Origin of the sequence: Pseudomonas sp. NFACC16-2 (assembly GCF_900119205.1) — a bacterium.
GTDB classification, from domain to species: Bacteria; Pseudomonadota; Gammaproteobacteria; order Pseudomonadales; family Pseudomonadaceae; genus Aquipseudomonas; species Aquipseudomonas fluorescens_Q.
This window is the reverse complement of sequence record NZ_FPIX01000033.1, coordinates 23,223-47,843: the sequence shown is the minus strand read 5'-3', so window position 1 is coordinate 47,843 and position 24,621 is coordinate 23,223. Positions and strand designations below refer to the sequence as shown.

23 protein-coding genes and 3 tRNA genes are annotated in these 24,621 nt (G+C 60.3%); 10 read left to right on the top strand and 16 right to left on the bottom strand.

The annotated features are described in order from the left end of the window. Window positions 1-9: 9 nt before the first annotated feature. Complete coding sequence (locus BT116_RS22595) at window positions 10-906, bottom strand: LysR family transcriptional regulator (RefSeq protein WP_072347200.1); 897 nt, start codon at window positions 904-906, stop codon at window positions 10-12. A gap of 132 nt (window positions 907-1,038) precedes the next feature. Here BT116_RS22595 and BT116_RS22590 point away from each other — a divergent pair, with 132 nt between their 5' ends. Together BT116_RS22590 and BT116_RS22585 are read left to right on the top strand one after the other, a co-directional pair. After that, on the top strand, window positions 1,039-2,502 hold the full coding sequence (locus BT116_RS22590; RefSeq protein ID WP_072347199.1) for an MFS transporter: 1,464 nt from the start codon (window positions 1,039-1,041) through the stop codon (window positions 2,500-2,502). Window positions 2,503-2,695: 193 nt separating this feature from the next. After that, window positions 2,696-2,974: a DUF1652 domain-containing protein gene (locus tag BT116_RS22585; protein ID WP_003201764.1), complete on the top strand. Its 279-nt coding sequence runs from the start codon at window positions 2,696-2,698 to the stop codon at window positions 2,972-2,974. 24 nt (window positions 2,975-2,998) lie between these two features. Here the strand turns inward: BT116_RS22585 and BT116_RS30780 are convergent, their stop codons facing one another. Together BT116_RS30780 and BT116_RS22580 are read right to left on the bottom strand one after the other, a co-directional pair. Continuing rightward, entirely contained in the window at window positions 2,999-3,208 is a 210-nt protein-coding gene (locus BT116_RS30780; RefSeq protein WP_139209480.1) for a hypothetical protein, read from the bottom strand. A 34-nt stretch (window positions 3,209-3,242) separates the two neighbouring features. After that, window positions 3,243-3,914, bottom strand: a complete 672-nt coding sequence (locus BT116_RS22580) for a Bax inhibitor-1/YccA family protein (RefSeq protein ID WP_063321310.1) — start codon at window positions 3,912-3,914, stop codon at window positions 3,243-3,245. Window positions 3,915-4,038: 124 nt separating this feature from the next. On the opposite strand from BT116_RS22580, the gene BT116_RS22575 reads away from it, so the two are divergent. From BT116_RS22575 to BT116_RS22565, 3 genes are all read left to right on the top strand, one after another. Then, a tRNA-Ser gene (locus tag BT116_RS22575) sits at window positions 4,039-4,126 on the top strand. 124 nt (window positions 4,127-4,250) lie between these two features. Continuing rightward, complete coding sequence (locus BT116_RS22570) at window positions 4,251-5,105, top strand: prohibitin family protein (protein ID WP_083569183.1); 855 nt, start codon at window positions 4,251-4,253, stop codon at window positions 5,103-5,105. A 236-nt stretch (window positions 5,106-5,341) separates the two neighbouring features. Further along, window positions 5,342-7,138, top strand: coding sequence for a DAHL domain-containing protein (locus BT116_RS22565; protein WP_072347198.1), 1,797 nt, complete (start codon window positions 5,342-5,344; stop codon window positions 7,136-7,138). A gap of 150 nt (window positions 7,139-7,288) precedes the next feature. On the opposite strand, the gene BT116_RS31500 is transcribed toward BT116_RS22565, so the two are convergent. Together BT116_RS31500 and BT116_RS22555 are read right to left on the bottom strand one after the other, a co-directional pair. Continuing rightward, window positions 7,289-7,480, bottom strand: a complete 192-nt coding sequence (locus BT116_RS31500) for a hypothetical protein (protein WP_013693334.1) — start codon at window positions 7,478-7,480, stop codon at window positions 7,289-7,291. Between the two features lie 103 nt (window positions 7,481-7,583). Beyond that, on the bottom strand, window positions 7,584-8,483 hold the full coding sequence (locus BT116_RS22555; RefSeq protein WP_072347212.1) for a polysaccharide deacetylase family protein: 900 nt from the start codon (window positions 8,481-8,483) through the stop codon (window positions 7,584-7,586). 230 nt (window positions 8,484-8,713) lie between these two features. Here BT116_RS22555 and BT116_RS22550 point away from each other — a divergent pair, with 230 nt between their 5' ends. From BT116_RS22550 to BT116_RS22540, 3 genes are all read left to right on the top strand, one after another. Beyond that, window positions 8,714-8,968, top strand: a complete 255-nt coding sequence (locus tag BT116_RS22550; RefSeq protein WP_072347197.1) for a DUF6555 family protein — start codon at window positions 8,714-8,716, stop codon at window positions 8,966-8,968. 152 nt (window positions 8,969-9,120) lie between these two features. Beyond that, the gene (locus BT116_RS22545) at window positions 9,121-9,351 is read left to right on the top strand and encodes a hypothetical protein (RefSeq protein WP_072347196.1); all 231 of its coding nucleotides are present in this window, start codon (window positions 9,121-9,123) and stop codon (window positions 9,349-9,351) included. A 123-nt stretch (window positions 9,352-9,474) separates the two neighbouring features. Continuing rightward, a complete protein-coding gene (locus BT116_RS22540) occupies window positions 9,475-9,900 on the top strand; it encodes a hypothetical protein (RefSeq protein ID WP_072347195.1) in 426 nt (141 codons plus the stop codon). A gap of 25 nt (window positions 9,901-9,925) precedes the next feature. Here the strand turns inward: BT116_RS22540 and BT116_RS22535 are convergent, their stop codons facing one another. Together BT116_RS22535 and BT116_RS22530 are read right to left on the bottom strand one after the other, a co-directional pair. Next, window positions 9,926-10,153 carry a PLD nuclease N-terminal domain-containing protein gene (locus BT116_RS22535; protein ID WP_042731642.1) on the bottom strand — a complete coding sequence of 76 codons (228 nt, stop codon included), beginning with the start codon at window positions 10,151-10,153 and terminating at the stop codon, window positions 9,926-9,928. Window positions 10,154-10,241: 88 nt separating this feature from the next. After that, entirely contained in the window at window positions 10,242-10,427 is a 186-nt protein-coding gene (locus BT116_RS22530; protein ID WP_003201747.1) for a hypothetical protein, read from the bottom strand. A gap of 285 nt (window positions 10,428-10,712) precedes the next feature. On the opposite strand from BT116_RS22530, the gene BT116_RS22525 reads away from it, so the two are divergent. After that, the gene (locus BT116_RS22525) at window positions 10,713-11,075 is read left to right on the top strand and encodes an NUDIX hydrolase (RefSeq protein ID WP_003201745.1); all 363 of its coding nucleotides are present in this window, start codon (window positions 10,713-10,715) and stop codon (window positions 11,073-11,075) included. Window positions 11,076-11,203: 128 nt separating this feature from the next. Here BT116_RS22525 and BT116_RS22520 read toward each other — a convergent pair whose 3' ends face one another. From BT116_RS22520 to BT116_RS22510, 3 genes are all read right to left on the bottom strand, one after another. After that, window positions 11,204-11,671: a hypothetical protein gene (locus BT116_RS22520; protein ID WP_083569184.1), complete on the bottom strand. Its 468-nt coding sequence runs from the start codon at window positions 11,669-11,671 to the stop codon at window positions 11,204-11,206. 230 nt (window positions 11,672-11,901) lie between these two features. Next, window positions 11,902-11,988, bottom strand: a tRNA-Leu gene (locus tag BT116_RS22515). Window positions 11,989-12,180: 192 nt separating this feature from the next. Next, window positions 12,181-12,254 (bottom strand) — tRNA-Cys (locus BT116_RS22510). Window positions 12,255-12,645: 391 nt separating this feature from the next. Between BT116_RS22510 and BT116_RS22505 the strand changes: the two genes are divergently transcribed. Beyond that, the gene (locus BT116_RS22505) at window positions 12,646-13,425 is read left to right on the top strand and encodes a TSUP family transporter (RefSeq protein ID WP_072347193.1); all 780 of its coding nucleotides are present in this window, start codon (window positions 12,646-12,648) and stop codon (window positions 13,423-13,425) included. Here BT116_RS22505 and nudC read toward each other — a convergent pair. The 6 genes from nudC to BT116_RS22475 all read right to left on the bottom strand — a co-directional run bounded on the left by nudC (window position 13,393) and on the right by BT116_RS22475 (window position 24,513). Continuing rightward, window positions 13,393-14,223, bottom strand: a complete 831-nt coding sequence (gene nudC, locus BT116_RS22500) for an NAD(+) diphosphatase (RefSeq protein WP_072347192.1) — start codon at window positions 14,221-14,223, stop codon at window positions 13,393-13,395. The two genes, BT116_RS22505 and nudC, sit on opposite strands and share 33 nt — an antisense overlap. Window positions 14,224-14,229: 6 nt before the next feature. Beyond that, the gene (locus tag BT116_RS22495) at window positions 14,230-15,042 is read right to left on the bottom strand and encodes a crotonase/enoyl-CoA hydratase family protein (RefSeq protein ID WP_072347191.1); all 813 of its coding nucleotides are present in this window, start codon (window positions 15,040-15,042) and stop codon (window positions 14,230-14,232) included. A gap of 286 nt (window positions 15,043-15,328) precedes the next feature. Continuing rightward, the gene (locus BT116_RS22490; protein WP_072347190.1) at window positions 15,329-16,804 is read right to left on the bottom strand and encodes an efflux transporter outer membrane subunit; all 1,476 of its coding nucleotides are present in this window, start codon (window positions 16,802-16,804) and stop codon (window positions 15,329-15,331) included. Further along, window positions 16,801-19,905 (bottom strand): efflux RND transporter permease subunit, encoded by a 3,105-nt coding sequence (locus BT116_RS22485; RefSeq protein WP_072347189.1) that lies wholly within the window; start codon window positions 19,903-19,905, stop codon window positions 16,801-16,803. Before BT116_RS22485 ends, BT116_RS22490 begins: the two co-directional genes overlap by 4 nt. Window positions 19,906-20,104: 199 nt before the next feature. Further along, window positions 20,105-23,200, bottom strand: coding sequence for an MdtB/MuxB family multidrug efflux RND transporter permease subunit (locus BT116_RS22480; protein WP_072347188.1), 3,096 nt, complete (start codon window positions 23,198-23,200; stop codon window positions 20,105-20,107). Continuing rightward, a complete protein-coding gene (locus BT116_RS22475; RefSeq protein ID WP_072347187.1) occupies window positions 23,197-24,513 on the bottom strand; it encodes an MdtA/MuxA family multidrug efflux RND transporter periplasmic adaptor subunit in 1,317 nt (438 codons plus the stop codon). The genes BT116_RS22480 and BT116_RS22475 overlap by 4 nt, the downstream gene beginning before the upstream one ends. Window positions 24,514-24,621: the final 108 nt, after the last annotated feature.

Sequence of the window (24,621 nt, the reverse complement as noted above, 5' to 3'; positions counted from 1 at the left end):
ACTAAATCTCTACGGTTTACGTGCGCACACTTCCCGCAGACAACTTCGAAGCCAACGATGCACAGGATCGGCGTCCATCCGTGGATGCCAGAGCATGGCGATCGTGAACCCAGGTACGGAAAACGGCAGCGTAAAACTGTGCAGGCCGACCCGCAGGCTCGCGGTGTAGCGTTCGGGCACGCTGGCGATCAGGTCACTGGAGCGGGCCAGTCCCAGCGCCGAGGAAAAGCCTGGCACCGTGGTGACGATTTCGCGGGACAGATTCAGAGCCGCAAGGGCCTGGTCGATGAGGCCATGATCCAGGCCGCGCATCGACACACCGACATGCCCACCTGCGGCATAACCGGCGGCACTCACCGTTGCCTGGCTCAGCGGGTGTCCCGCGCGCACAACCCCAATCAAGCGGTCGCTGAACAACGCCTGGGTTCGTAGTTCCGGGCTGGTGTCCTTGTCCACGACGGCGGTCTCCAGGTCCACGGTGCCGTCGCGAAGCGTCGTGCTGTCCCGGTCGGTCTTTTCCACAAAGCGCAGGCGCACGCCGGGCGCTTGCTCGTGGATGCGAGTGATCAGGTCAATGGCAAAGTTTTCCACGAACCCTTCACGGGTGCGCAACGTGAAGGTTCGGCTCAAGCGCCCAAGATCCGGGGTCGTCACTGGCCGCAGCACCGCCTGGGCCTGCTGCACCAGATGGCTGACCTGTTCGCGCAACTCCAGCGCACGAGGCGTCGGCACCAACCCTCGCCCGGCCCGAACCAACAGCGGGTCACCGGTGGTTTCACGCAACCGCGCCAGTGCCCGGCTCATGGCCGACGGGCTGAGCTGCAAGCGCCGGGCGGCCCGGGCCACGCTGCCTTCCGAGAGCAGCACATCAAGGGTGACGAGCAGATTGAGATCTGGCGAGAACATGGCGGTGTCTCGATTTCAACAGATGGCGTTTGCTGCAGCTATAACGTGCAAATGCTGCGTCTTCCGCCATGTTATGTCCAGGCGTAACGTTTTGACAGCTCCGTTTCGAGCGCCACGGATACAGGTGACACGATGAAACCCGTCAACACGCAACAAAACCGGCCGGCAACCGCGCCCGCACACCGGCTCTTTTCACCTCGCTGGGCCCTGGCGAGCCTTGCGCTCTCGACGCTGCTGGCCTCCCTTGGCGCCAGTGTGGCTGCGGTGGCACTGCCGACGCTGGCCGAGGCGCTCGGGGCCTCTTTCCAGCAGGTCCAATGGGTGGTGCTGGCCTACCTGCTGGCAATCACCACGCTGATTGTCAGTGTCGGCCGCCTGGGAGACCTGATGGGCCGGCGCAAGCTGCTATTGGCCGGTATCGCCCTGTTCACCTTGGCATCAGCGGTATGCGGCCTGGCGCCCTCGCTTTGGCTGCTGGTCGCAGGTCGGGCGCTGCAAGGCCTGGGGGCCGCCATCATGATGACGCTGACCCTGGCGCTGGTGGGCGAAACGGTCGACCAGGAAAAAACCGGCAGCGCCATGGGGCTACTGGCAACACTGTCGGCAGTGGGCACAGCCCTCGGACCGTCCTTTGGCGGCATGCTGATCAGCGGGTTCGGTTGGCCGGCGTTGTTCCTGGTCAACATCCCTCTGGGCCTGCTGACGCTAGGGCTGGCGTGGTATTCGCTACCGGTGCGGGAAGTGGTGCCGAAGGCCGAAGGAACCCGCTTCGATGTAACCGGTACCTTGCTGTTGGCAGTGACGCTCGCCGCCTATGCCTTGTCCATGACTTCCGGACGCGGAAGCTTTGGCGGATTGAATCTTGCGCTGCTGCTGATCGCACTCGTGGGCGCCGGGCTATTCATTCGGGCCCAGTCCCGGGCCGTATCGCCGTTGATTCCCTTGAAAGTGTTCCGCGACAGATCATTGGTATCAGGCCTGGTGACGAGCGCCCTGGTTGCGACGGTCATGATGGCGACGCTGCTGGTCGGGCCTTTTTACTTGTCCATCACCCTCGCACTGCCGGCGGCCTTCGTGGGACTGGCGCTGGCCGTAGGGCCATCTGTCGCGGCGCTGGCCGGAGTACCTGCCGGACGCCTGGTGGATCGCTTTGGCGTACACCCCATGCGGCTCGCCGGCCTGGCGAGCATGGGGCTCGGCTGCCTGATGTTATCACTGGTTCCCCCTACCCTTGGCACCGTCGGCTACCTCGCGGCCATCGTGGTGACGACCCTTGGCTATGCGTTCTTCCAGACGGCCAACAACACGGCAGTCATGGCCGATGTAGCAGCCCAGAGACGAGGCGTCATCGCCGGGCTGCTCAACTTGTCGCGCAACCTGGGTTTTTTCACCGGAGCCTCCGTGCTCGGCGCGGTGTTTGCAGCCGCGGCGGCGACGAATGACATTACCGGCGCCAGCCCCGCGGCTGTGACGAACGGTCTGCACATGACCTTCGCCGTCGCCCTGGCGATGATGATCCTGGCCCTGCTCATCGCCTGGAGAAGCCGCGTGCCAGAGCCATTGCCCAAGCCTCGGGACAACCCCAGCCAAGCGTGATGGCATTCTAAACATTGCCGCTTAAGTCGTGATCCAGATCAAAAAAAGTGAACCAATCGCAAAACGGACTGAAAAAATCCACATGAGCTTCATTTTCAGGTGCTATTTTTAGTTCTCACTGGTAGAGCCATGATGGCTCTTCCTTCCTGACATGAGCAAAAGGAAGCGCTCGATTGAAGAAGGCGGGCAACACATGAATAAAGGATCCTTCAGCAAGGTTACGTTCCCCAATGCTTGCCAGTTGATGCGCTGGCACTTCCATCCCATGGGATTCGAAGCAAGCATGGATGCGCCTGGCAGCATGGTTGCCCGGCTGTTTGACCGTGCCAGCGGCGAGACCATGATCGCCATTGCGGGTATCCCCTGCGCAACGGTGATGAATGCCCCGGATGTTGAACGAATAATCGAGGCCGTGGAGGCCGAGCTGGAAGCCTTTGTACCACCGGTGGGGTTGCGGCGGTTTGCCTCTTAAGTCCACTGCATGTGGCAATACCGTTTACCTGGGCTCCAAAAGCGGCACTTCCCTTTTTCCAAGGGTGGTGCCGTTTTTTTTGAGAGGGGTTCGGGATTTACTTGCCTTGGTGTGTATATCCGTTGCCGCAGAAATGGATATCCCCTCCCCCAAAAATGCACCTAAAAACGGAAAACCAAAAAAAACGGCGCTTTTCATCTCTGAAAAACGCCGTTGTTTCCAGGTGAGCAGCACGCCAAAGCGCGCTTCTCACTCATCACCCATGCAATCAGTCGTCGCGACCCATCAGGCCGAACAGCTGCAGCAGGCTGACGAACAGGTTGTAGATCGATACATACAGGCTGATGGTGGCCATGATGTAGTTACGCTCGCCGCCATGAATGATGGCGCTGGTCTGGTACAGGATGCAGACCGAGGAGAACAGCACGAAACCGGCGCTGATCGCCAGTTGCAGGCCGCTGATCTGGAAGAAGAAGCTGGCCAGCGTCGCCCCCAGCAACACGAAGAAACCTGCGGTGATAAAGCCACCCAGGAAGCTCATGTCCTTGCGGGAAATCAGCACGTAGGCCGACAGGCCGCCAAATACCAGTGCGGTCATTGCGAAGGCCGAGCTGACCACTTCGGCGCCGCCCTGCATTTGCAGGTAACGATTGAGGATCGGGCCGAGCAAAAAGCCCATGAAGCCGGTCAGGGCGAAAGTCGACACCAGGCCCCAGGCCGAATCACGGAGTTTGTTGGTGAGGAAGAAAAGGCCGTAGAAACCGATCAGCACGACGAAGATGTTCGGGTAACCCACCCGCATCTGTTGTGCGACATAAGCCATCACACCGCTGAAAGCGAGTGTGAGTGCCAGCAAGCCATAAGTGTTGCGCAGGACGCGGCTAACCTCTAGCTGCTCAGCCTGCACGCTGTTGTTCACTGCGTAATCCTGTTCGCGCATGGCGACACTCCTCCGGTTTTGAAACATTCAGTGGCAAGGATCATAACAGACGCTCTGTAACAAGCTACGTAGAGAGTTTGACAGTGTGTTTCATTCGGGTATTATGGCGCCCGCAACGCAATACGGAGGTGTGGCCGAGTGGTTTAAGGCAACGGTCTTGAAAACCGTCGACTGTAACAGGTCCATGAGTTCGAATCCCATCGCCTCCGCCATCTTTCAACGTTAAAGCCCTGATTATTCAGGGCTTTTTCGTGTCTGGCATTCAGAACGCCAATTGCAGCTTCGACATTGGACACAGCTATGGCAAACCCTCCCAAGCCAATCAAGGAAAGAAAAGTGACCAGTAAAACCATCGGTTCCATCGTTGCTGCAATCGCGGGCATCGTCCTGTTGTGCGTGTTCTTTGGCAGTTGGTACACGGTCGACGAAACCGAGCGTGGCGTACTGCTGCGCAACGGGGCGCTGGTCGGGGTGATTGAACCGGGACTGTCCTTCAAGACGCCCTTTATCGAGTCGGTACGCCTGATCAGCGTCCAGAGCCAAGTGACGGCTTATGAAGACCTCCAGGCCTACAGCAAGGACCAACAGTCCGCCCAGCTCAAGGTGTCCGTGTCCTGGCACATCGCGCCTTCCGATGTCGCGAAGGTCTATACCCAGTTCAAGGACCTGGAAGGTATCCGCGACCGGATGATCAGCCGCCAGGTGCCAACCCAGGTGGAAAACGTATTCGGCAAGTTCAACGCCGTGGCTGCCGTGCAGAACCGCGTCCAACTGGTCAATGACATTTCCACGGCCATCAAGGCGACCATTACCGGCCCCGTGATCATCGACAGCGTCCAGGTCGAGAACATTGATTTCAGTGACGCCTACGAAAAAGCCATCGAAGCGCGCATGGCTGCGGAAGTCCAGGTCAAGACCCGCGAGCAACAGCTCGCCACCGAGCAGGTGCAAGCACAGATTCGCGTGACTCAGGCCCAGGCGGAGGCCGATTCGCAAGTTGCACAGGCCAAGGCAGACGCACTGGCGACCGAGTTGCGCGGCAAAGCCGAAGCCGAAGCCATCAAGGCACGGGCCCAGGCCCTGGCCAGCAACCAGAACCTGGTGGAACTGACCAAGGCCGAACGCTGGAATGGTGTCTTGCCAACCACCGTGCTGCCAAACGGCGCCCTGCCCTTCATCGACATCAAGTAACGCCATCGGCGCGGCTACCCGGCCGCGCCTGCTTCACTGCGGCGCGCTGCGCAGCAAAGGTTAGCGCTACACTCAGCCATGAACCCGACGTTCATCGTTAGCAGGGAGCTCAACGTGTACCCAGGCCAAAGCAAACCGGCACGCCAACCCCGCACGACGTTTACCTTTCTCCCCTTCCGGCCCCCTCTCGAAAACTCACCGACTCCTTCGATAAGCGCCCTGAACAGGAGAAAAGCGTGACCATTATTATCAGAAAATATAAATGGCCCGCCCTATTGGCCATCGCGCTTGTTGTTTTTTCGGCTCTGATATTCTTTTTGATCAAGTCATACACGTACGACTCATCGACCTACTTCGAATCCCGCGACTTCATTCGCCAACTCAAGCAAGCCGACGCTAACTGGAACGTCAAGATCCTCAGGAAAAAGATCGGCGTGAACAACAACCTGTCGTTGACACCGCCACTCGAGGCCGGCAGTCGATGGGAGCAGTTGGAGCAGCTCAATAACGCTGGCCCACTGGCCGTTCTTTGGGCATCCAGACGCAACGGCTACGTGGAAGCAGTCAAGAACAAAACGGTGCTGGTCGATCAATTCCAGCAACACAACGCCAATCTGCGCACCGCCCTGGATGCGTTGCCGATGGTCGAGGATGGTATTCAAGCCTTGCTCGAGGGGATGCGCGCCGAAAGCCCGACGGAACATCTGGCAACAGCTTCCAATGTTCGTGAGCTGACGCTGACGACGCTGGAGTACGCACTTTATGTCACCTCGGACAAAGCCGAGGAAGTGCAGCGCCAATTGAGTGATCTGGAAAAATACGTCGATCAACTGCCTGCGACCAGCCAGCCCCTTTTCATTGCCCTGACCCAGCACGTCAAATCCATTATCCAGGAACAACCGATCGTCAATGATCTGCTGGATCGCATCAGCGTGATTCCGGTGGCCCAGGAACTGGACAACATCACCGAGCTATTGAACGAGACCCAGCGCAGGACCGCCGCTGCGGACCGTCAATACCATATCTACCTGGGCGCGTGTGCCAGCCTCATGGCGCTGTTGATGATCTACCTGGCAGTGAGACTGGTTCGCAGCTACGCCGTCATCAACCAGATCAACCAGCAACTGCAAACGTCCAATGAACGGCTCGAAGAGCGCGTGCAGGAGCGCACCCGAGAACTGATGGAGGCCGAACGCGAACTGGTAGATGCGGCGCGAATGGCGGGTATGGCCGAAATCGCCACGAATGTGTTGCACAACGTCGGGAATGTGCTCAATAGCGTGAACATTTCAGCCGAACTCGTCACCCGCAAGTTGAGGAACAGCAAGACGACCGGGCTCACCAAGGCGGTCAAAATGATGAATGAACATGCCGAAGATCTTGGCCAGTTCATCACCCATGATGAAAAAGGTCGGTTGCTGCCGCGTTATTTCAACGAACTGGTCGACTCCATCGCCGCAGAACAAGCCGTGCTTATCGATGAGCTGGCGCAGTTGACCAAGAGCATCGATCACATCAAGGAAATCGTCACCACTCAACAAACCTATGCAGGGGCAGCCAGGCTGATCGAACCGCTCAATGTCAGCGATCTGTTCGAAGATGCGCTACGCATGAACTCGGGCGCGCTCAGTCGGCATCACGTCACCGTCATCAAGGAGTATCAGGACGTTCCTGCGATCATGGGGGACAAGCATAGGTTGCTGCTGATCCTGATCAACCTGATCAGCAACGCCAAATTCGCGATGTCGCACACCAGCGAGCACCCACGGGAGATGACCCTGGGGATCCGCATCCTCGACGAAACGACACTATGCCTCAGCGTCAAGGACCGAGGCGAAGGCATTTCCCCGGAGAACCTGGCCCGCATCTTCAATCACGGTTTCACGACCCGCAAGGACGGCCATGGGTTTGGCTTGCACAGCTGCGCCCTGGCGGCGGTTGAAATGAATGGTCGCCTTTATGTCCATAGCGACGGACCGGGGCAAGGTGCTCTGTTTACCCTGGAAGTCCCGCTGGAATTGGCCCGCGCCTGATCACCGTGACGGGCGCAGGCTGGCCCGCCGGCATCGCGAGCAAGCTGCTCCCACAGGTTTTTTTGGTGAACAGCCAGAAAAACCGTGGGAGCGAGCTTGCTCGCGATAGCGGTGTACCTGTCACCGAGAGATTGGATGTACCGGCCCCCTCTATTTCGTGTTTACAGGCCGGCCGCTACGGGCTCTTCGGGTGGGCAACGCGGCGGCATAGGCCAGCGCTTCCTCACGGGAAGCAAAGGAACCCAATCGGTCAGCCTGGGTGCAGACCCTCCACGGGCCGCTGTTTACGCTAAGCACGTCATAACCGTTGATGTGCATTTTCGTCAGCATCGCAGTACTCATTGGTCACCTCCGACTTTAACCAAGGGTGCACGGCCTACCATACACGCGGATTGCGCTGGGTGGCCAACCGAACGTCGCGACGCCCGCCGTATTCGTGGCGCCCTCAGTGGGAGTCCGAATCCCACAACCAGTCCCACAGCCCCGGCAAATGCACGGGCTCAGCGCTGTGATCGACCGTCCGAGCCAAGGCCGCTCGCTCCAGCGCCTGGTGGTCATCATAGAACGGCTTGGTGTCAGTCCTCACTCCGGTAGCCTTGGCACTCTCGAGCAGGATTTGCAGGTATTCGCGAGCATGCCGGGCGGTATAACGATTGATGTCGTGAAACGTCACCACCACCGGAATAACCCCATCCACCTCTGGCAGTTGCCCGGCGGCGATGCGCTCGCGCACTTCGGAGAGTTGCCGGGTCAGGTTGATCCGCCGCCGCGGGCTCATCGTGATGCCCCAGACTTTGCCGTCATTGGCACTCAGGTCGGTCAACAGAATGTGCAGGCCATGCTGTCGGTAGGCGGCCGCGGTGCGCTTGTCGAAGCTCCAGAATGGCGGCCTCACCAAGATCGGTGCCGCACCGCTAATGGCAGCGATGTCGCTCCCACCATTGCTGAGCGATTGCTCCAGCTCATCAGGGCTCAGCGACCGATGATTGGTGTGCCAGTGGGTCGCCGTATGAAAGGCCAGCACATGGCCTTCCTGCTGTTCACGGCGCATGACCGAGCGGCCAATATCACTGCCACCAGCACGTGGTGCGCGAGTCTGCAGGAAAAATACCGCCTTGATGCCGGGCTGTACCGGATTGTCTGCGAGTGCGTCGAGCACCTCCAGGCTAGGGTTCCAGAAAGACGAGGCACTGGGACCATCATCGAATGTCAGCAGGAAACGGATCGGGGGGTGTTCGCGCAAACGTTGCTCGGTTTGCGGCGTCAGTTCGATGGGGGCGCCAATACAACCCGACAAACCGATGGAGAGGGCTGCGACGAACAGCACCCTGGCGATTATTTTCATGTTTTGCCTTTTGTTGATGCCGCGCTGCGTCGCCTTTGATCCCTGGTCTACGGTGTTGAAGCTCACCTTGGTGAAGGGTAACCGGGTTTGGTTCCTTGCCGCGAACTCCGACCGCCTTGGTGTTGCTCCGTGCTCGAGCCTGAGCGGTATTAATTTGACCGCCTGGAAATTCGATGGAATTTTCCGCATGCCTTTGTATCCATCCGTATAGGACTAATTAGGGAGGATTTATGGGCGGGCCATCGCTTTACATCATCGACTACATGCTTCATGGCGAACCCAAGTCATTCATTATTCGCGCAGAAGCGATGAATAACTCCGAGGCTTGGCATTGGGCCAGTTGCGACGCGGGGGTCGGGCGCATACCGAAATTCGGGAGAGAAAAGGTCAAGCGGGTCTCCAAGCCCCTGGCTGAGAAATACGGTATTACCGACGTGCGCTGGCGGACGAGCGTCACGCCGTCCTGGGTCAAGGAGTCCAGCTGACACCATTGGCATTGTTTCCGACGCACCGGCTGTCCAGCCGGACGCCGGATTCTTCGACAAACCTGAAATAACTCAACTACGCTTAAACCACGGCACAGCCCGCCCCTGGCGGGTTTTGTGCTGCCTCATCAACCCCTGAATGGAGGTGTGACATGTCCGAAAAAGAGTCCATCACCACCCTGCTCACCTTGCTCGAATCGCGTCAGGCCAGGCTCACGGCAGCCTGCAAGGAAATCGCCGACTGGGTCGACCACCAAGGCGGGCATCCCACCGCAGTGCGCATCCGGGACCGGCTCAACGACATCGACAAAGATGCCCCGTCGATCCAAAGCGCGCTAATGTCGCTCAAGCCTGCTGACCCCCCTCTGCCCAAGTTTCGCTGACGCGCTGCGCCAGACCTGTTTCTCCCTGAATTCTACCGGGCTGGAAAACCGATGGAACGCAGGCTTTTTTTGCACCTCGAAATGGATAGGCACCGGTGCAGAAACCGCAAAGGGAGAAAACTCATGAATGCCAGAATCCTGCTATTGATCGTTTGTGCCAGCCCCGCCGCCGTCTTGGCCCAAGGCTGCGATGTCATCACTCGATCCCAGAGCCAGGCCGTCCCAGTAATCGAAAGCCACAGTTGCTACGAATACAAAGGCATGCCCGCGGAAACCCTCGATTGGTCTTGCAGTAATGAAAGCAAAGGAACGCTCACGACCCAAAAGCGTAAAGTCGAGCGTTGTGCCCAGGGATACGTGGCGACATGCCAGGCGAAGCCGACCCAGGAAGCGTTGGCCAACCCGCACTCAACCAGCAAGGACAAGCGCGGAGGGTCGGCCACCCTTCCCGATCATGCAAAAGTGACGTGGTACTACTACGGTATCGAGCAGTTGCAGCAGGCCCAGGAAGACTGCGAAACCACCGGCGGCAATTGGATAAACCAGTGAGGTGGCTGCCACAGCCGTTTCCTGGCTAGCCCTTGCTGTGCTCCGGCGATGAGGGGCCCTCCTTGATCCCGCGAGGCCCGGCTACACCCCAGATGACCAGGCCCAGCACTGGCAAAATGATCAGCAGCAGGGCCCAGCCAGCCTTGGTGCCGGCCGACTTGTCGCTTCGAAAGACACTGACGATCGCCCACAAATCGACGAGCAGCAACAGCACCGCAACAGCGATCCAGAAATAACTGGCTAATTCAGACATGGCCTAATCCTCTTGTCGGTTCAAGGATTAGGCAGAGCCATTAAGGCGCCGTTCAAAGAATTTGCACCCTCACGATGCGCATTGGCGGCTATCCCCGCTCGTTCAGATAAGCGACCCACTGCTCATAGGCCTCATGTTGACGCTGGACCGCCTCATCCCAAGTCGATCCACTCATTTGGTGAACACATATGAGCTTCATCATTTCCGATGTCGCCGTGTCGAGCTCCACCAGGAGCTCATGGGATTTGATCTTGAAGTCTTCAACGGTGGTCATTTCTCGCTTCCTTCCCCTATCGAGGACGGCCAATGCACCCAACATGGATTCATTTTTTTGAAGCTGATTCATTTGAGGCGATAACCGGTCGAAAACCTAGTGCTAGTGGTCGGAGAGATGGATTGGAGCGATGGCAGGCATGAATAAGCTCAGTCTTCTCCGCTCCATCGCGGTCGTATTGGATAAGACCTTGAAAAATTCGATATTTGAACGAAGCAGCTAATGCCAGGCTCAAATATTGCAGTTATATTTCACTTTAATGACAGTCACAGATCGAGCACGGCCATGAAAATTCGAGCGACCGTCATCTGCGAGGAAAATCGCCACATCCTCCTGGTTCGCAAAGCCAATAGCCGCTGGGCGTTGCCCGGCGGTACCGTCGAGCGCGGCGAAACCCATGCCGGCGCAGCCATACGGGAGTTGGCAGAGGAAACCGGCCTGGACGTCGAGAACCTGCTCTACTTGATGCGAATCAGTGACGGGCAGACCGAACATCATGTGTTCGAAGCATCGGTCAGCGACTCGACGGCGGCCAAGCCACAGAATGAAATCAGCGATTGCCTTTGGCACCCGCTGGACGCCATTGCCCAACTGCAAATGAAAAAGGGAACGCGGGACATTCTCGAGGCGTTTCGGCGGCGGCTGTGAGGCACCGGCACTGATGATCAACGTCGAATAGGTTGCATGAGGAAAATCATACAACCTATTGTTTTATAAGTATTAGATGATCAGAGAATGCCTGAAAACCTGCCATCAAGCCACTGGGGGCTATGGGCTCACTTTTTCTGCCAGGCAGTACTGATCGGATTGACCACGGTATTTTTTTCCTGCGTATAGGTCCCGTTTTGCTGGGCTATCGCCTCGCCAGTGTCGACAATTGCGTTCTGGATAAATACGTTTTGTTCATCACCTCGAATAAAGGTGAGTTGGTGATACGCCGTTTTATTTCCCCAATCCGGGGATGGCAGGGAAATGAACTTTACGGTGTATGTCTCGTCGGTGTGTTGACCCTGCAAGACGTAGACTCCGTAATGATTTTCTCCCTGAGAGATGATCTTGTACAAACCGTTGCTGTAGTAATAAATTTCCGCATCGGGAAAAGGCTTCTTATCGTACATTTTCCGATAGTGCAGAACCTGCTTGACGGTCGGCTCGCCAAAGTTCACGGCCAGCGATTTCCCATCAACGGAGGTTGTCTCCCCAGCGTATACAGCGCTGCTGCTCATCAAGGCCAACAGACTCATCGTTGCGATTGTTTTCACTCGTTACCTCTCCATGGCTAGGATTAGCGTACTGGGCAAGGCCTGGAGGATTTGACCGCCTGGATACTCACCTTGCTAATCTCGACGCCGAGTGTGGGGGCTTGTGCCTGAAAATACCCGCAGGCTGGGACTCCATTTCCGCAGCAATTTTCCAGAAGCAGAAACGAACAAGGGTTTGCATTAGCTTTCGCTCGCAAACCCTTGATTTTAGATGGTGCCCGAAGCCGGAATCGAACCGGCACGCCCTTACGAGCGGGGGATTTTAAGTCCCATGCGTCTACCAGTTTCGCCATTCGGGCGGTAGCGCGGTTAGCCATGGAAATATCGGCAAAATCCAATGGCCGATGTTCTGGCTGTGCAGCAAGAGGGGGGAATATATACATCCCTCCCCCGCGAAGCAAGGTAGCTCATGTCCTTTTCAATACAAAAGCTTTCAATGCTTCGAAATAAAAAAGCTCCGTAAATCATAGATCTACAGAGCTTTTTAAAAGTGGAGGCCGAAGTCGGAATCGAACCGGCGTAGGTGGATTTGCAATCCACTGCATAACCATTTTGCTATTCGGCCTCAGAACGTTTGATGCGATGTTGCCACATCAACCGCGGTACAAACTGATCAGGAAACAAGCCACTTGCTTAGCGCTATCTCCTTGAAAACATTGAGATTTTTTACGTCCCAGTGCGTTCGATGGGCGCAATTATGTACTCATTTGCCTAGGCTGGCAACCCCTTGATTTCAAAAAAAAATCGTCCAGCGGTCTCGGTGTGCCAGGTAGATATCAGAAGCCTTTTGCGACTGCTGCGCAGCGCTGCGTGAGCAGGCTCCTCGCCACGGGCGATTTACGGGGTTGAGGTCTACGGTGCAACGTCCCAACCGGCTGTCGCAGCCCTGCACCATTATGGGTAACATACCGGCCTTCCCCGCAGCCCTTCTGCGACCTGCTAAATAAGCCTATTCCATGCCTTTTGAACTCAGCGTTGACCTCACTACCCTCGCTATCCTTGCTGTTGTCGCATTCATTGCCGGTTTCATCGATGCCATTGCCGGTGGCGGTGGGTTGCTGACCACGCCAGCCCTGCTGACGGCAGGCTTGCCGCCTCATCTGGTCCTGGGGACCAACAAACTCAGTTCGACCTTCGGCTCGGCGACGGCCAGCTTCACCTTCTACAAGCGCAAGCTGTTCCACCCAAGGCAGTGGACTCATGCCCTCGTCGGCACGCTGGTCGGGGCCCTGACCGGCGCCATCGTCGCCCATTACTTGCCCGCCGAGTGGCTGAACAAGATGCTGCCGGTGATCGTTTTCGCCTGCGGCCTGTATCTGTTGTTCGGCGGCACGCCCAAGGCACCGCTGGACAGCGACGCGCCGATCAAGAAGACATGGCAATTGCCCCAAGGCTTCAGCCTGGGTTTCTATGACGGTGTGGCCGGGCCGGGTACGGGGGCGTTCTGGACGGTGAGTAGCCTGCTGCTCTACCCCATCGACCTGGTCAAGGCCAGTGGCGTGGCCCGTAGCATGAACTTCGTCAGCAACATCGCGGCGCTGTCGGTGTTCATCTTTTCCGGGCAAGTGGACTGGGTCATCGGCCTGAGCATGGGCCTGTCGGTGATGATCGGCGCGTTCTTCGGCGCTCGCACCGCCATCAGCGGCGGTGCGAAGTTCATCCGACCGGTGTTCATCACCGTGGTGCTGGGCTTGACCGTGCGCCTAGCCTGGCAGCACTGGTTCAGCGTGGCCTAAGCGCCGCGCCACATACAGATCGATCAGGTAGCGGGCGATGGAGCGCGAGGCCGGCAATGGTGGCAAGTCATAGACGTTGAACCACTGGGCGTCCTCGATTTCATCTTCCTGGGGCACAATGTCGCCACCGGCATATTCAGCGTGGAAACCGAGCATCATCGAATGGGGGAACGGCCAGCATTGGCTGCCCATGTACTGAATGTTCTTCACCTCGATACTGACTTCCTCGCGAACCTCGCGCACCAGGCAATCCTCGGCCGATTCGCCAGGCTCGGCAAACCCTGCCAGGGTGCTGTAGACGCCCGGGACGAAACGCGGCGAACGGGCCAGCAGGACTTCATCGCCGCGAGTGATCAACACGATCATGCTCGGTGAAATCCGCGGATAGTGCCGCAGCTCACAGGCATCGCAATACATGGCCCGTTCCAACGGAATCTGGCCCATGCGCTTGCCGCAACTGCCACAGAAACGGTGTTCGCGGGCCCAGGTGCCGATCTGCGCGGCATAGCCCAACACTTTGTACAGCGTGTGGTCATCCTCGAGCATGAACGCCCGCAGGCCTTTCCAGTTACAGCCCGGGATGTCCAGCGAGCTGTGCAATTCCAGCAGGTAGACCGGTTCGCCATCCAGGTGACCGATGCCGTGCTCGGCGAGGACCGACAGGTCTTGGCGCTTGAGCCATTCGCGGGGAAACAGCGCGCCGTTGTCATCGAACAGAAAGCCCTCAGGGCTGCGGGCGACGGCCCAGCCGCCAGCAAGAGCGGTATCGAGTACTGCGGTGGTCCAGCGTGAAATCATGGTCGATCAATCCTGAAATTCAGGTTTCTGTTTGCTCATATGGGCGGCCATGGCCACGCGCAGGTCGGTCGATTGCAACATGGCGGCGTTCCAGGTGGCGACGTATTCCAAGCCATCGTCGATGCGGTGGTCGCGCATGTAGCTGATCATTGCCTTGGTGCCGGTCACGGCAATCGGCGACTTGGCGGCGATTTCCCGGGCGATGCCCATCACACCGTCGAGCAGGCTGGCAGTGTCACTGTAGACACGATTGACCAGGCCGATGCTGCGCGCTTCGTCGGCACCGAAGGTGCGCCCCGTATAAGCGAGTTCACGCAGCATGCCGTCCCCGATGATCCGGGGCAAGCGTTGCAGTGTGCCAACATCGGCGGCCATGCCGATATCGATCTCCTTGATGGAGAACTGGGCGTCCTCGGCCGCGTAACGCACGTCGCAGGCGGCAATCAGGTCGATGGCCCCGCCCAGGCAGTAGCCCTGGATCGCGGCGAGCACGGGTTTGCGGCAGTTGTCCACGGCGTTGAACGAGGCTTGCAGTTGCAGGATCTTGCGCCGCAGCAGGCGTGCATTGCGCCCTACGTCCTTGCCCAATTCGTTGGCCACGCCCGCCAGCATCATCAGGTCTATCCCCGAGGAGAAATGCTTGCCGGCGCCGCTGAGCACCACCACCCGTGCGGCGTCGGTGTCGTCGATCCAGTGGAAGATCTCGATGATCTCGCTCCAGAACGCGGCGTTCATCGAGTTGATCTTTTCCGGGCGATTGATCTGCACATGGGCAATGTTGTCTACAAGTTCGACGTTGAACGCTTGGTATTGCGACATGGCAGTGATCCTTTACCGGCTGAAAAGAGGCTTGAACTATAACAAGCCAGCGCGACAGGACGTAGGCAGTGCATCGGCCAAAAGCGGGACTTGCCGGCGACCCAGCAAAGGCGCCACCCTGCCCCCAGTCCAAATACCCCCCTGTGGCGAGGGGATTCATCCCCGCTGGGGCGCGAAGCGCCTCCCTGATCCTGCCTGACACACCGCAGTGGCAGAAGTATTTGGGGCTGCTGCGCAGCCCAGCGGGGATGAATCCCCTCGCCACAGGGACCTGCTTCGCTCGGGCTTACTCATCCGTCTCTAGCTGCCCATCCCAACCCCCCCCCAACGCCGCAATCAACTGCACGCTGGCGATCAACCGGCTCTGTTGCAGGCTCAGCACGCTGCGTTCGTTGCTCAGGGCGGTAGCCTGGACGGTCACCACATCGAGGTAGGCAATCAACCCGGCCTTGTACTGGTTCTGCGTCAGGCGCAGGGATTCGCGGGCGGCGTCGAGGGCTTCCTGGCGCACGCGGGCTTCGTCTTCCAGCACTTTGAGCTGGATCATGTAATTTTCCACCTCGCGCAAGCCGTCGAGCACGGTCTGGCGATAGGTGGCGACGGTCTGATCGTAGGCCGCGACAGTACGGTCGACCTCTGCCGAACGCTGGCCGCCATCGAACAGCGTCATCGCCAGTTGTGGCCCTACCGACCAGAACCGGTTCGGCACGCTCACCCAGTTGTCGTAGGTACTGCTGCTGTAGCCGCCACTGAGGCTCAGGGTCAGGTCCGGGTAATACGCGGCCTTGGCGACCCCGATGTTGGCGTTGGCGGCCATCACCGAACGTTCCGCCGAGGCGATATCCGGCCGGCGCTCGAGCAGTTGCGACGGCAGCGCCACCGGGATCTGCGGCAGAGACGGAATGTCCTGGGTCTCGGCCAGGTTGAACTCGGTCGGCGGCAGGCCGACCAGTACGGCAATGGCGTTTTCAAACTGGGCCCGTTGCCAGATCAGGTCGATCAGGTCGCCCTGGGTGGTCTTGAGCTGGTTTTGCGCCTGAGCGACCGCGTCCTTGCCGGACACCCCGGCGCGGTACTGGTTTTCGGTCATTTTCAGGGAGCGCTGATAGTTGTCGACGGTGGTCTGCAACAGGCGCTTCTGTTCATCGATCACCCGCAACTGCAGGTAGTTCTGCACCAGTTCCGATTGCTGGCTCAGGCGCATCGCGGCCAGGTCGGCAAAACTGGCTTGGGCGCTTGCCTCGTCGGCTTCCAGGGTGCGGCGCAACTTGCCCCACACGTCCGCCTCCCAGCTGACGCCGGCCTGGGCGCTGTAGGTGTCGCGAATGCCGCTGGACGAACTGCTCAAGCTCGAACTGCTGCTGCCGGTGCCCTGGCTGGAGCGCGTCTTGCCAACGCTCAGGTCCACGGTGGGGAAAAACGCGCCACGGGCATTGCGCACCAGTGCCCGGGCCTGGCGGTATTGGGCTTCGGCCTGGGCCACGGTCTGGTTGGAGGCATTGAGCTTGTCCACCAGTCCGTTGAGTTGCGTATCGCCGTAGAGCTCCCACCAGGCGCCCCGCTCCAGCGCATCGCTGGGGTTGGCCTGGCGCCAGCCCTGGGCCTCCTTGTACTGCACCGGGGCCGCCGCCGCGGGGCGCTGGTAATCCGGGCCGACGGCGCAGGCGCTGAGCATCGCCACGCACAGCACCAGGCTCAGTACCCGCGAGCCACGGGCGGTCGCCAGCGTTGCGGCAAGATTGAAAGGCGAACGGTCGGTCATAGCGGAGTTTCCAGGGCAGCATCGGTGCGCACGCCGCGCCAGCGGTTGAAGCGATGGCGCAGCTTGTCGAGATAAAGGTAAACCACCGGCGTGGTATAGAGCGTCAGTACCTGGCTGAACACCAGCCCACCGATGATGGTCAGGCCCAGCGGCTGGCGCATTTCCGCGCCTTCGGCGGTGCCGAGCAGCAGCGGCAAGGCCCCCAGGATCGCCGCCAGCGTGGTCATCAGGATGGGCCGCAACCGCAGCAGGCAAGCGCTGCGGATCGATTCCAGTGGCGTCTGCCCGGCACGTTCCAGTTGCAGCGCCAGATCGATCATCAGGATGGCGTTTTTCTTCACCACGCCGATCAGCAGGAACAGCCCCAACAGCGAGATCAGGCTGAACTCGCTGCCCAGTGCGTAAATCGACAACAAGGCGCCGACCCCGGCCGATGGCAAGGTGGACAGGATCGTCAGCGGATGAATATAGCTTTCATACAGCACGCCCAGCACCAGGTACACCGCCAGCAACGCGCCGAGGATCATGAACGGCTGGCTCTTCTGGGTGGCGGCGAACGCGTCGGCGGTGCCGGCCATTTTCGCGATAACGTCCTCGGGCATCCCGAGCCTGGCAATCGCCCGCTCGATGGCCGCGGTGCCCTGCTCCACCGTGACACTTTCGGCCATGTCGAAGGAAATGCCCTCGGAAGCGAACTGGCCTTCGTGACTGACCCGATCGTCCTCCAGGCTGTTCTCATAATGGGCAATGGCCGACAGCGGCACCCGCGCGCCGTCGGCGGTGATCACCTGGACCTGCTCGAGGGTGCTGGGGTCCTGGGCATACTTGGGATTGACCTCCATCACCACCTGGTACTGGTTGAGGCTGTCATAGATGGTGGAAATCTGCCGCTGGCTGTAGGCGTTGTTGAGCACCGCGGTGACCATGTCCATGTCGATGCCCAGGCGCTTGGCCTGGTCGCGGTCCACCACCAGCGTCACCTGCTGCGCCCCGCCACCGTCCCGGGCGTCGATGGCGGTCAGCTCCGGCAAGGCCCGGAAGGCGGCCACGACCTTGGGGTACCAGGTGCGCAGTGACGCCAGGTCGGCGCTTTGCAGGATGTAGGAATACTGCGAAGTGGTCTGTTCGCGACCGCCACCGAATTGCAGGTCCTGGTCAGCCATCAACATCAATTGGCCGCCAGGGACCTTGGGCATTTCCTTGCGCAGGCGTTCGATGACTTTCTGCGCGGAAATCGCCCGCTCCTTGATCGGCTTGAGGCGCACCAGCATGAAGGCGTTGTTGGTGCCGTTGTTGCCGCCGATGAAGCCGGCGACGCTTTGCACTGCCTCGTCCTTGAGCACGGCACGGCGGAAGGTTTCCATCTTCGGCTGCATCACATTGAACGACAGCCCGTCGTCGCCGCGCACGAAACCGATCAGTTGGCCGGTGTCCTGCTGTGGCATGAAGGTTTTCGGCACCACCACATACAACGCGACGTTCACGCCGATGGTCACCAGCAGGCTCAGCAAGGTCAGGCGCCGGTGGCGCAGCACCCAGTCCAGGCTGGTGGCGTAACCACGGACCATCCGCTCATTGAGCCCCTGGCTCCAGCGCTGCAAGCGGTTTTCCTGCCCCGGTACGTGAGGCTTGAGCCAGCGGGCGCAGAGCATCGGTGTGAGCGTCAGCGACACCACCAGCGAAACCACGATGGAGGCCGCCAGGGTGATGGAAAATTCGCGGAACAGGCTCTCGATGATGCCGCCCATGAACAGGATCGACAGGAATACCGCCACCAGCGAGACGTTCATCGACAGCAAGGTGAAGCCGACTTCTTCGGCGCCCATATAGGCGGCTTTCATCGGTGGAACGCCTTCGTCGATGTGCCGGGAAATGTTCTCCAGCACCACGATGGCATCATCCACCACCAACCCGGTCGCCAGGATCAACGCCATCAGCGACAGGTTGTTCAAGGAGAAGCCGTAGAGGTACATCACCGCGAACGTGCCCACCAGCGACACCGGTACCGCCAGGGTCGGGATCAGCGAGGCGCGGAAGTTGCCGAGGAACAGGAACACCACCAGCACCACCAGGGCCACGGCGATCAGCAAGGTCATTTCCGCTTCATGCAGGGTGGCCTTGATCACCGGCGAGCGGTCCATGGCCAGGTTCAGCTTGACGCTGGCCGGCAGCACCGCCTGCAACGCCGGCAGCTGCGCCTTGATCTCGTTGACCGTCTCGATGATGTTGGCCCCGGCCTGGCGGTTGATCACCAGCAGCACGGCGGCATCGTTGTTGAAGAAACCGCTGTTGTAGCGATCCTCGACGCTGTCGGTGACTTTCGCCACGTCCTTGAGCCGCAGGACCGAGCCGTCCTGGTAGCGGATGATCAGCGTTTCGTAGTCCTTGGCCTTCTCCAACTGGTCGTTGGCCTGGACCTGCCACATGCGCCGGTCGTCCTCCACCGAACCCTTGGGCCGGCGTACGTTGCTGTCGGCGATGGCGGTGCGCACATCGTCCAGGGCCACGCCGTACTGATTGAGCAACTGTGGCTCAAGTTCGATGCGCACCGCTGGCAACGAGCTGCCGCCGATCTGCACCTCGCCGACGCCCGACACCTGGGACAGGCTCTGGGACAGGATGGTGGACGCCAGGTCGTAGAGCTGGCCTTTTTCCAACACCTCCGAGGTCAGCGACAGCACCATGATCGGCGCCTGGGACGGGTTGACCTTCTTGTAGGTGGGCATGCTACGCATGCCACTGGGCAACAGGTTGCGCGACGCATTGATGGCCGCCTGCACTTCCCGGGCGGCACCGTTGATGTCGCGGTCCAGGTCGAATTGCAGGATGACCCGCGTAGAACCCTGGCTGGAACGGCTGCTCATGGTGTTGACCCCGGCAATAGCGCCGAAGGAACGCTCAAGGGGCGTTGCCACTGTCGAAGCCATCACCTCGGGACTGGCCCCTGGCAGGTTGGCCTGGACCACGATCACCGGAAAATCCATTTGCGGCAGCGGTGAAACCGGCAGCAGGCCGAAGCACACGCCACCGAGCAGCATGATGGCGAAGCTCAGGAGCATGGTCGCCACGGGGCGCCGGATGAAGGGGCCGGAAAGGTTCATCGGCCACCGCTCCGGGCTTCAGACCAAAGACCGAAAAGAATGACCGGGCTTTTGTGGCGAGGGGATTTATCCCCGCTGGGCTGCGCAGCGGCCCCTTTTGTGAGCGCTGCGCACTCAAGCGGGGATAAATCCCCTCGCCACAAAAAGCGCACTTGCCCCGAGTTCTGCGGCGCAGGGTCCAGCCGGAAGCTCCCGACCGTCATACCCGCACCTCTTTCCCTTCCGGCTTGGCAAACCGGCGTCCCAGGCGATCGAAATACAGGTAGATCACCGGCGTGGTGAACAACGTCAGGACCTGGCTCACCAACAACCCGCCCACCATCACCAAGCCCAGGGGCTGGCGCAGTTCGGCGCCGGAACCGGTGGCGAACATCAGAGGTATTGCGCCGAACAAGGCCGCCAGGGTAGTCATCAGGATCGGGCGGAAGCGCAGCAACGCCGCCTGGTAGATCGCCGTCTGCGGGTCGACGCCCTGGTTGCGTTCGGCGTCGAGGGCGAAGTCGATCATCATGATCGCGTTCTTCTTGACGATGCCGATCAGCAGGATGATGCCGATGATCGCGATCATGCCCAGGTCATTGCCGCTGAGGATCAACGCCAGCAAGGCGCCGATGGCCGCCGAGGGCAAGGTGGACAGGATGGTGATCGGATGGATGTAGCTTTCGTACAGCACACCCAGGACGATGTACATGGTCACCACCGCCGCCAGGATCAGCAGCAAGGTACTTGACAACGACGCCTGGAACGCCTGGGCCGCGCCCTGGAACTCGGTCTGCACGCCCACCGGCATGCCGATGTCGCGCTGGACCTTTTCGATCACGTCCACCGCATGCCCCAGGGCCACGCCCGGCGCAAGGTTGAACGACATCATCACCGCCGGAAACTGGCCGATGTGGGCAATCGCCAGTTGCGCCTGGCGCTCTTCGACCCGAGCCAGGCTCGACAGCCGTACCTGCCCACCGTCGGTGGTCTTGACGTGAATCTGGTCCAGCGCCTGGGGCCCGATCCGTTCCCCGGCCTGGGCCTGCAACACCACCCGGTACTGGCTGGCCTGGGTGTAGATGGTGGAAATCTGCCGCTGGCCGAAGGCGTCATAGAGGGCATCGGTGATGTTCGATACCGAGACGCCCAGGCGCGAGGCGGCGTCGCGGTCGATCACCAGGTAGACCTGCAAACCCTTGTCCTGCAGGTCGCTGGCCACATCGGTCAGCTCCGCCTGTCGGGCCAGGGCTTCGACCAGGCGCCCGCTCCAGAGGCTGAGCAATTCGGCGTCCGGCGACGACAGGCTGAATTGGTACTGGGTCCGGCTGACCCGGTCTTCGATGGTCAGGTCCTGCACTGGCTGCATGAACAGGCGAATGCCCACCAGCCGATCCAATTGCGGCTGCAAGCGGGCGATGATCTCGGCGGCACTGTCATCCCGTTCACTGTGGGGCTTGAGGTTGATCAGCAAGCGACCGCTGTTGAGCGTGGCGTTGTCGCCGTCCACGCCGATGTAGGATGACAGACTCTCCACCGCCGGGTCCGCCAGGATCACTTTCGCCAGTTGCTGCTGCCGCTCGCTCATAGCGGCAAAGGAGATCGATTGCGGTGCCTCGGAAATGCCCTGGATCACCCCGGTGTCCTGCACCGGAAAGAACCCCTTGGGCACGGCCAGGTACAGCACCACCGTCAGTACCAGGCTACCCACCGCCACCAGCAGGGTCAGCGGCTGGTGCTTGAGCACCCATTGCAACTTGCGTCCGTAGGCGGCGATCAACCAGTCGATCCAGGCGCCGCTGGCGCGGTAGAAACGGCCCTGCTCTGCTTCCTCGGGCTCACGCTTGAGCAAGCGGGCACACATCATCGGCGTCAGGGTCAGGGAGACCACCAGGGAAATCAGAATCGCCACCGCCAGGGTGATGGCGAACTCGCGAAACAAGCGTCCGACCACGTCGGCCATGAACAGCAGCGGGATCAACACGGCGATCAGCGACAGCGTCAGGGAAATCAGCGTGAAGCCGATCTGCTTCGCGCCCTTGAGCGCGGCCTGCAGCGGGCTGTCGCCCTCCTCGATGAAACGAGCAATGTTCTCCAGCATGACGATTGCATCGTCCACCACAAAACCGGTGGCGATGGTCAGGGCCATCAAGGTCAGGTTATTGACGGAAAAACCGGCCAGGTACATCACACCGAAGGTGCCGATCAGCGACAACGGCACGGCCACCGACGGAATGATCGTGGCGCTGACGCGACGCAGGAACAGGAAGGTCACCATGACCACCAGGGCGATGGCGATCAGTAATTCATGCTGCACGTCGGTGACCGAAGCTCGGATGGTCTGGGTGCGGTCGGTCAGCACGGTGACATCCAGGCCGGCCGGCAAGTTGTCGGTGATGCTCGGCAGCAGGGCCTTGATCCGGTCCACCACTTCGATGACGTTGGCCCCCGGCTGGCGCTGGATGTTCAGCAGCACCGCCTGGTTTTCGTTGGCCCAGGCGGCAAGGCGTTCGTTTTCGGCGCCGTCGACGATCTGCGCCACGTCCTTGAGCCGCAACGGCGCGCCGTTGGCGTAGGCCAGGATCAGTTCGGCGTAGTCCTTGGGCGAGGTCAACTGGTCGTTGGCGTCGAGCATCGAGACCCGGGTCGGGCCGTCGAAATTGCCCTTGGGCTGGTTGACGTTGGAGGCACCGATCAGCGTGCGCACATCCGCCAGGTTCAGGCCGTTGGCCGCCAGGGCCTCGGGGTTGACCTTGATCCGCACGGCCTGGCGCTGGCCGCCGGCGATGGTGACCATGCCCACGCCATTGATCTGGGCGATTTTCTGCGCCATGCGGGTGTCCACCAAGTCGTTGAGCTTGGGCAGCAGCATGGTCTTGGAGGTGATCGCCAGGGTCAGCACCGGGGTGTCGGCCGGGTTGACCTTGTTGTACACCGGCGGTGCCGGCAAGTCCGTGGGCAGCAGGTTGGTGGCCGCGTTGATCGCCGCCTGCACCTGCTGCTCGGCGACGTCCATGTTGATGTCGAGGTTGAAGCGCAGGGTAATCACCGAGGCACCACCGGAACTGGTGGAGGCCATCTGCGTCAGGCCCGGCATCTGCCCGAACTGGCGCTCCAGGGGCGCGGTCACCGCGCTGGTCATCACATCGGGACTGGCGCCCGGGTACAGGGTCATCACGCGGATGGTCGGGTAATCGACCTGGGGCAAGGCCGACACCGGCAGCAGCCGATAGGCGATCAGGCCGGCCAGGATGATCGCCAGCATGCTCAGGGTGGTGGCGACCGGGCGAAGGATGAACAGCCGCGAGAGATTCATGCGCCGCCCTTTTTCGCCTTGTCGGCCGCAACCGGCTCTGGGGGCACCGCTGCGGACTTGCCCTGCAGGTGCTCGGTCGGCGTGGTGGGCACTTCCTGGCTGTCGCTGACCACTTCCACTTCACTGCCTTCCTTCAAGCGATCGGTGCCTTCGAGCACCACCCGGTCACCGGCGGCCAGGCCTTCGGTGACCACGGTATTCGTACCGTCGCTGGCGCCGATCTTCAGCTTTTTGATGGTGACCTTCTTGTCGCCCTCCAGGGCATAGACGAAGGTGCCATTGGTGCCGAACTGAATGGCCGCCGTCGGCGCCAGGGTCACGCCTTTGAGGGTGTCGGCCAGCAGGCGGACATTGACGAACTGATTGGGAAACAGCGACTGGTCGCGGTTCTCGTAGCGGGCCTTGAATTTCAAGGTGCCAGTGGTGACATCGATCTGGTTGTCCAGGCTTTGCAGCACGCCGCTGGCCTGCAGCTTCACATCGCCCCGGTCCCAGGCCTCGACGGGCAGTTTCGCCCCGCTGCGATAACGGGCGAGCACGGTGTCGAGGTTGTTTTCCGGCAAGGTGAACACGACGCTGATGGGTTGGGTCTGGGTGATGACTGCCAGGGCCGTGGTGTCGTTGGCCGCCACCAGGTTGCCGATATCCAGTTGCCGCAAACCGACCCGCCCGGAGATGGGCGCACGGATCTTGGTGAATTCGAGGTTGAGCTTGGCGTCGTTGACCGCCGCCTGGTTGGTCTTGACCGTGCCCTGGTACTGGCCCACCAGCGCCGCGGCGGTGTCGAGGGTTTGCTTGGCAATGCTGTCTTCGGCGTACAGGCCGCGATAGCGCTCAAAGTCTACCTGGGCATTTTTCAGCTGGGCCTGGTTCTGCAACAACGTGCCTTCGGCCTGGAGCAAGGCGTTCTGGTACGGACGCGGGTCGATCTCGGCCAACAAGTCCCCGGCCTTGACCATCTGCCCCTCTTCGAAGGCGATCTTGACCAGTTCGCCCCCCACGCGGCTGCGCACGTTGATGGTATTGAGCGCCGTGACCGTGCCCAGCGCCTTGAAGTACAGCGGGAAATCCCCGGTCACCGCCGGCGCCACCCGTACCGGAATCGGCCCCGTCGCCCCACCGAACCCTGGTCGCATGCCACCCGAGCGCCCCATGTGCCCCGCCGCGGCCTTATCCCCTGCCCCAGGCTTCTGCGCCGAGCCACTGGGCCAGAACTTCCAGGTCAGCGCCGCGACGACCAATACGATGAACAGGCCGAACAGCCAGCGACGGGAATTGCGGGAAACAGAGGATTGCATGGAGTGATCAACCATTGGACGCGTGGACTTCTTTTACGGGAGGCTGAACGATAAGCACTGGCGGGTGTTTAGCAAAGCGCCTTTACCGGCAATTTACGTTGGGCTTACCTTTCGAATAGTCAG

Excerpts from the sequence above, each read along its gene's own strand:
- BT116_RS22480 (WP_072347188.1), bottom strand. The coding sequence starts at position 23,200 with ATGAATCTCTCGCGGCTGTTCATCCTTCGCCCGGTCGCCACCACCCTG.
- BT116_RS22490 (WP_072347190.1), bottom strand. The coding sequence starts at position 16,804 with ATGACCGACCGTTCGCCTTTCAATCTTGCCGCAACGCTGGCGACCGCC.
- nudC (WP_072347192.1), bottom strand. The coding sequence starts at position 14,223 with ATGATTTCACGCTGGACCACCGCAGTACTCGATACCGCTCTTGCTGGC.
- BT116_RS22595 (WP_072347200.1), bottom strand. The coding sequence starts at position 906 with ATGTTCTCGCCAGATCTCAATCTGCTCGTCACCCTTGATGTGCTGCTC.
- BT116_RS22590 (WP_072347199.1), top strand. The coding sequence starts at position 1,039 with ATGAAACCCGTCAACACGCAACAAAACCGGCCGGCAACCGCGCCCGCA.
- BT116_RS22555 (WP_072347212.1), bottom strand. The coding sequence starts at position 8,483 with ATGAAAATAATCGCCAGGGTGCTGTTCGTCGCAGCCCTCTCCATCGGT.
- BT116_RS22495 (WP_072347191.1), bottom strand. The coding sequence starts at position 15,042 with ATGTCGCAATACCAAGCGTTCAACGTCGAACTTGTAGACAACATTGCC.
- BT116_RS22520 (WP_083569184.1), bottom strand. The coding sequence starts at position 11,671 with ATGAGTCTGTTGGCCTTGATGAGCAGCAGCGCTGTATACGCTGGGGAG.
- BT116_RS22540 (WP_072347195.1), top strand. The coding sequence starts at position 9,475 with ATGAATGCCAGAATCCTGCTATTGATCGTTTGTGCCAGCCCCGCCGCC.
- BT116_RS22585 (WP_003201764.1), top strand. The coding sequence starts at position 2,696 with ATGAATAAAGGATCCTTCAGCAAGGTTACGTTCCCCAATGCTTGCCAG.
- BT116_RS22530 (WP_003201747.1), bottom strand. The coding sequence starts at position 10,427 with ATGACCACCGTTGAAGACTTCAAGATCAAATCCCATGAGCTCCTGGTG.
- BT116_RS22550 (WP_072347197.1), top strand. The coding sequence starts at position 8,714 with ATGGGCGGGCCATCGCTTTACATCATCGACTACATGCTTCATGGCGAA.
- BT116_RS31500 (WP_013693334.1), bottom strand. The coding sequence starts at position 7,480 with ATGAGTACTGCGATGCTGACGAAAATGCACATCAACGGTTATGACGTG.
- BT116_RS22475 (WP_072347187.1), bottom strand. The coding sequence starts at position 24,513 with ATGGTTGATCACTCCATGCAATCCTCTGTTTCCCGCAATTCCCGTCGC.
- BT116_RS22485 (WP_072347189.1), bottom strand. The coding sequence starts at position 19,905 with ATGAACCTTTCCGGCCCCTTCATCCGGCGCCCCGTGGCGACCATGCTC.
- BT116_RS22525 (WP_003201745.1), top strand. The coding sequence starts at position 10,713 with ATGAAAATTCGAGCGACCGTCATCTGCGAGGAAAATCGCCACATCCTC.
- BT116_RS22580 (WP_063321310.1), bottom strand. The coding sequence starts at position 3,914 with ATGCGCGAACAGGATTACGCAGTGAACAACAGCGTGCAGGCTGAGCAG.
- BT116_RS22535 (WP_042731642.1), bottom strand. The coding sequence starts at position 10,153 with ATGTCTGAATTAGCCAGTTATTTCTGGATCGCTGTTGCGGTGCTGTTG.
- BT116_RS22505 (WP_072347193.1), top strand. The coding sequence starts at position 12,646 with ATGCCTTTTGAACTCAGCGTTGACCTCACTACCCTCGCTATCCTTGCT.
- BT116_RS22545 (WP_072347196.1), top strand. The coding sequence starts at position 9,121 with ATGTCCGAAAAAGAGTCCATCACCACCCTGCTCACCTTGCTCGAATCG.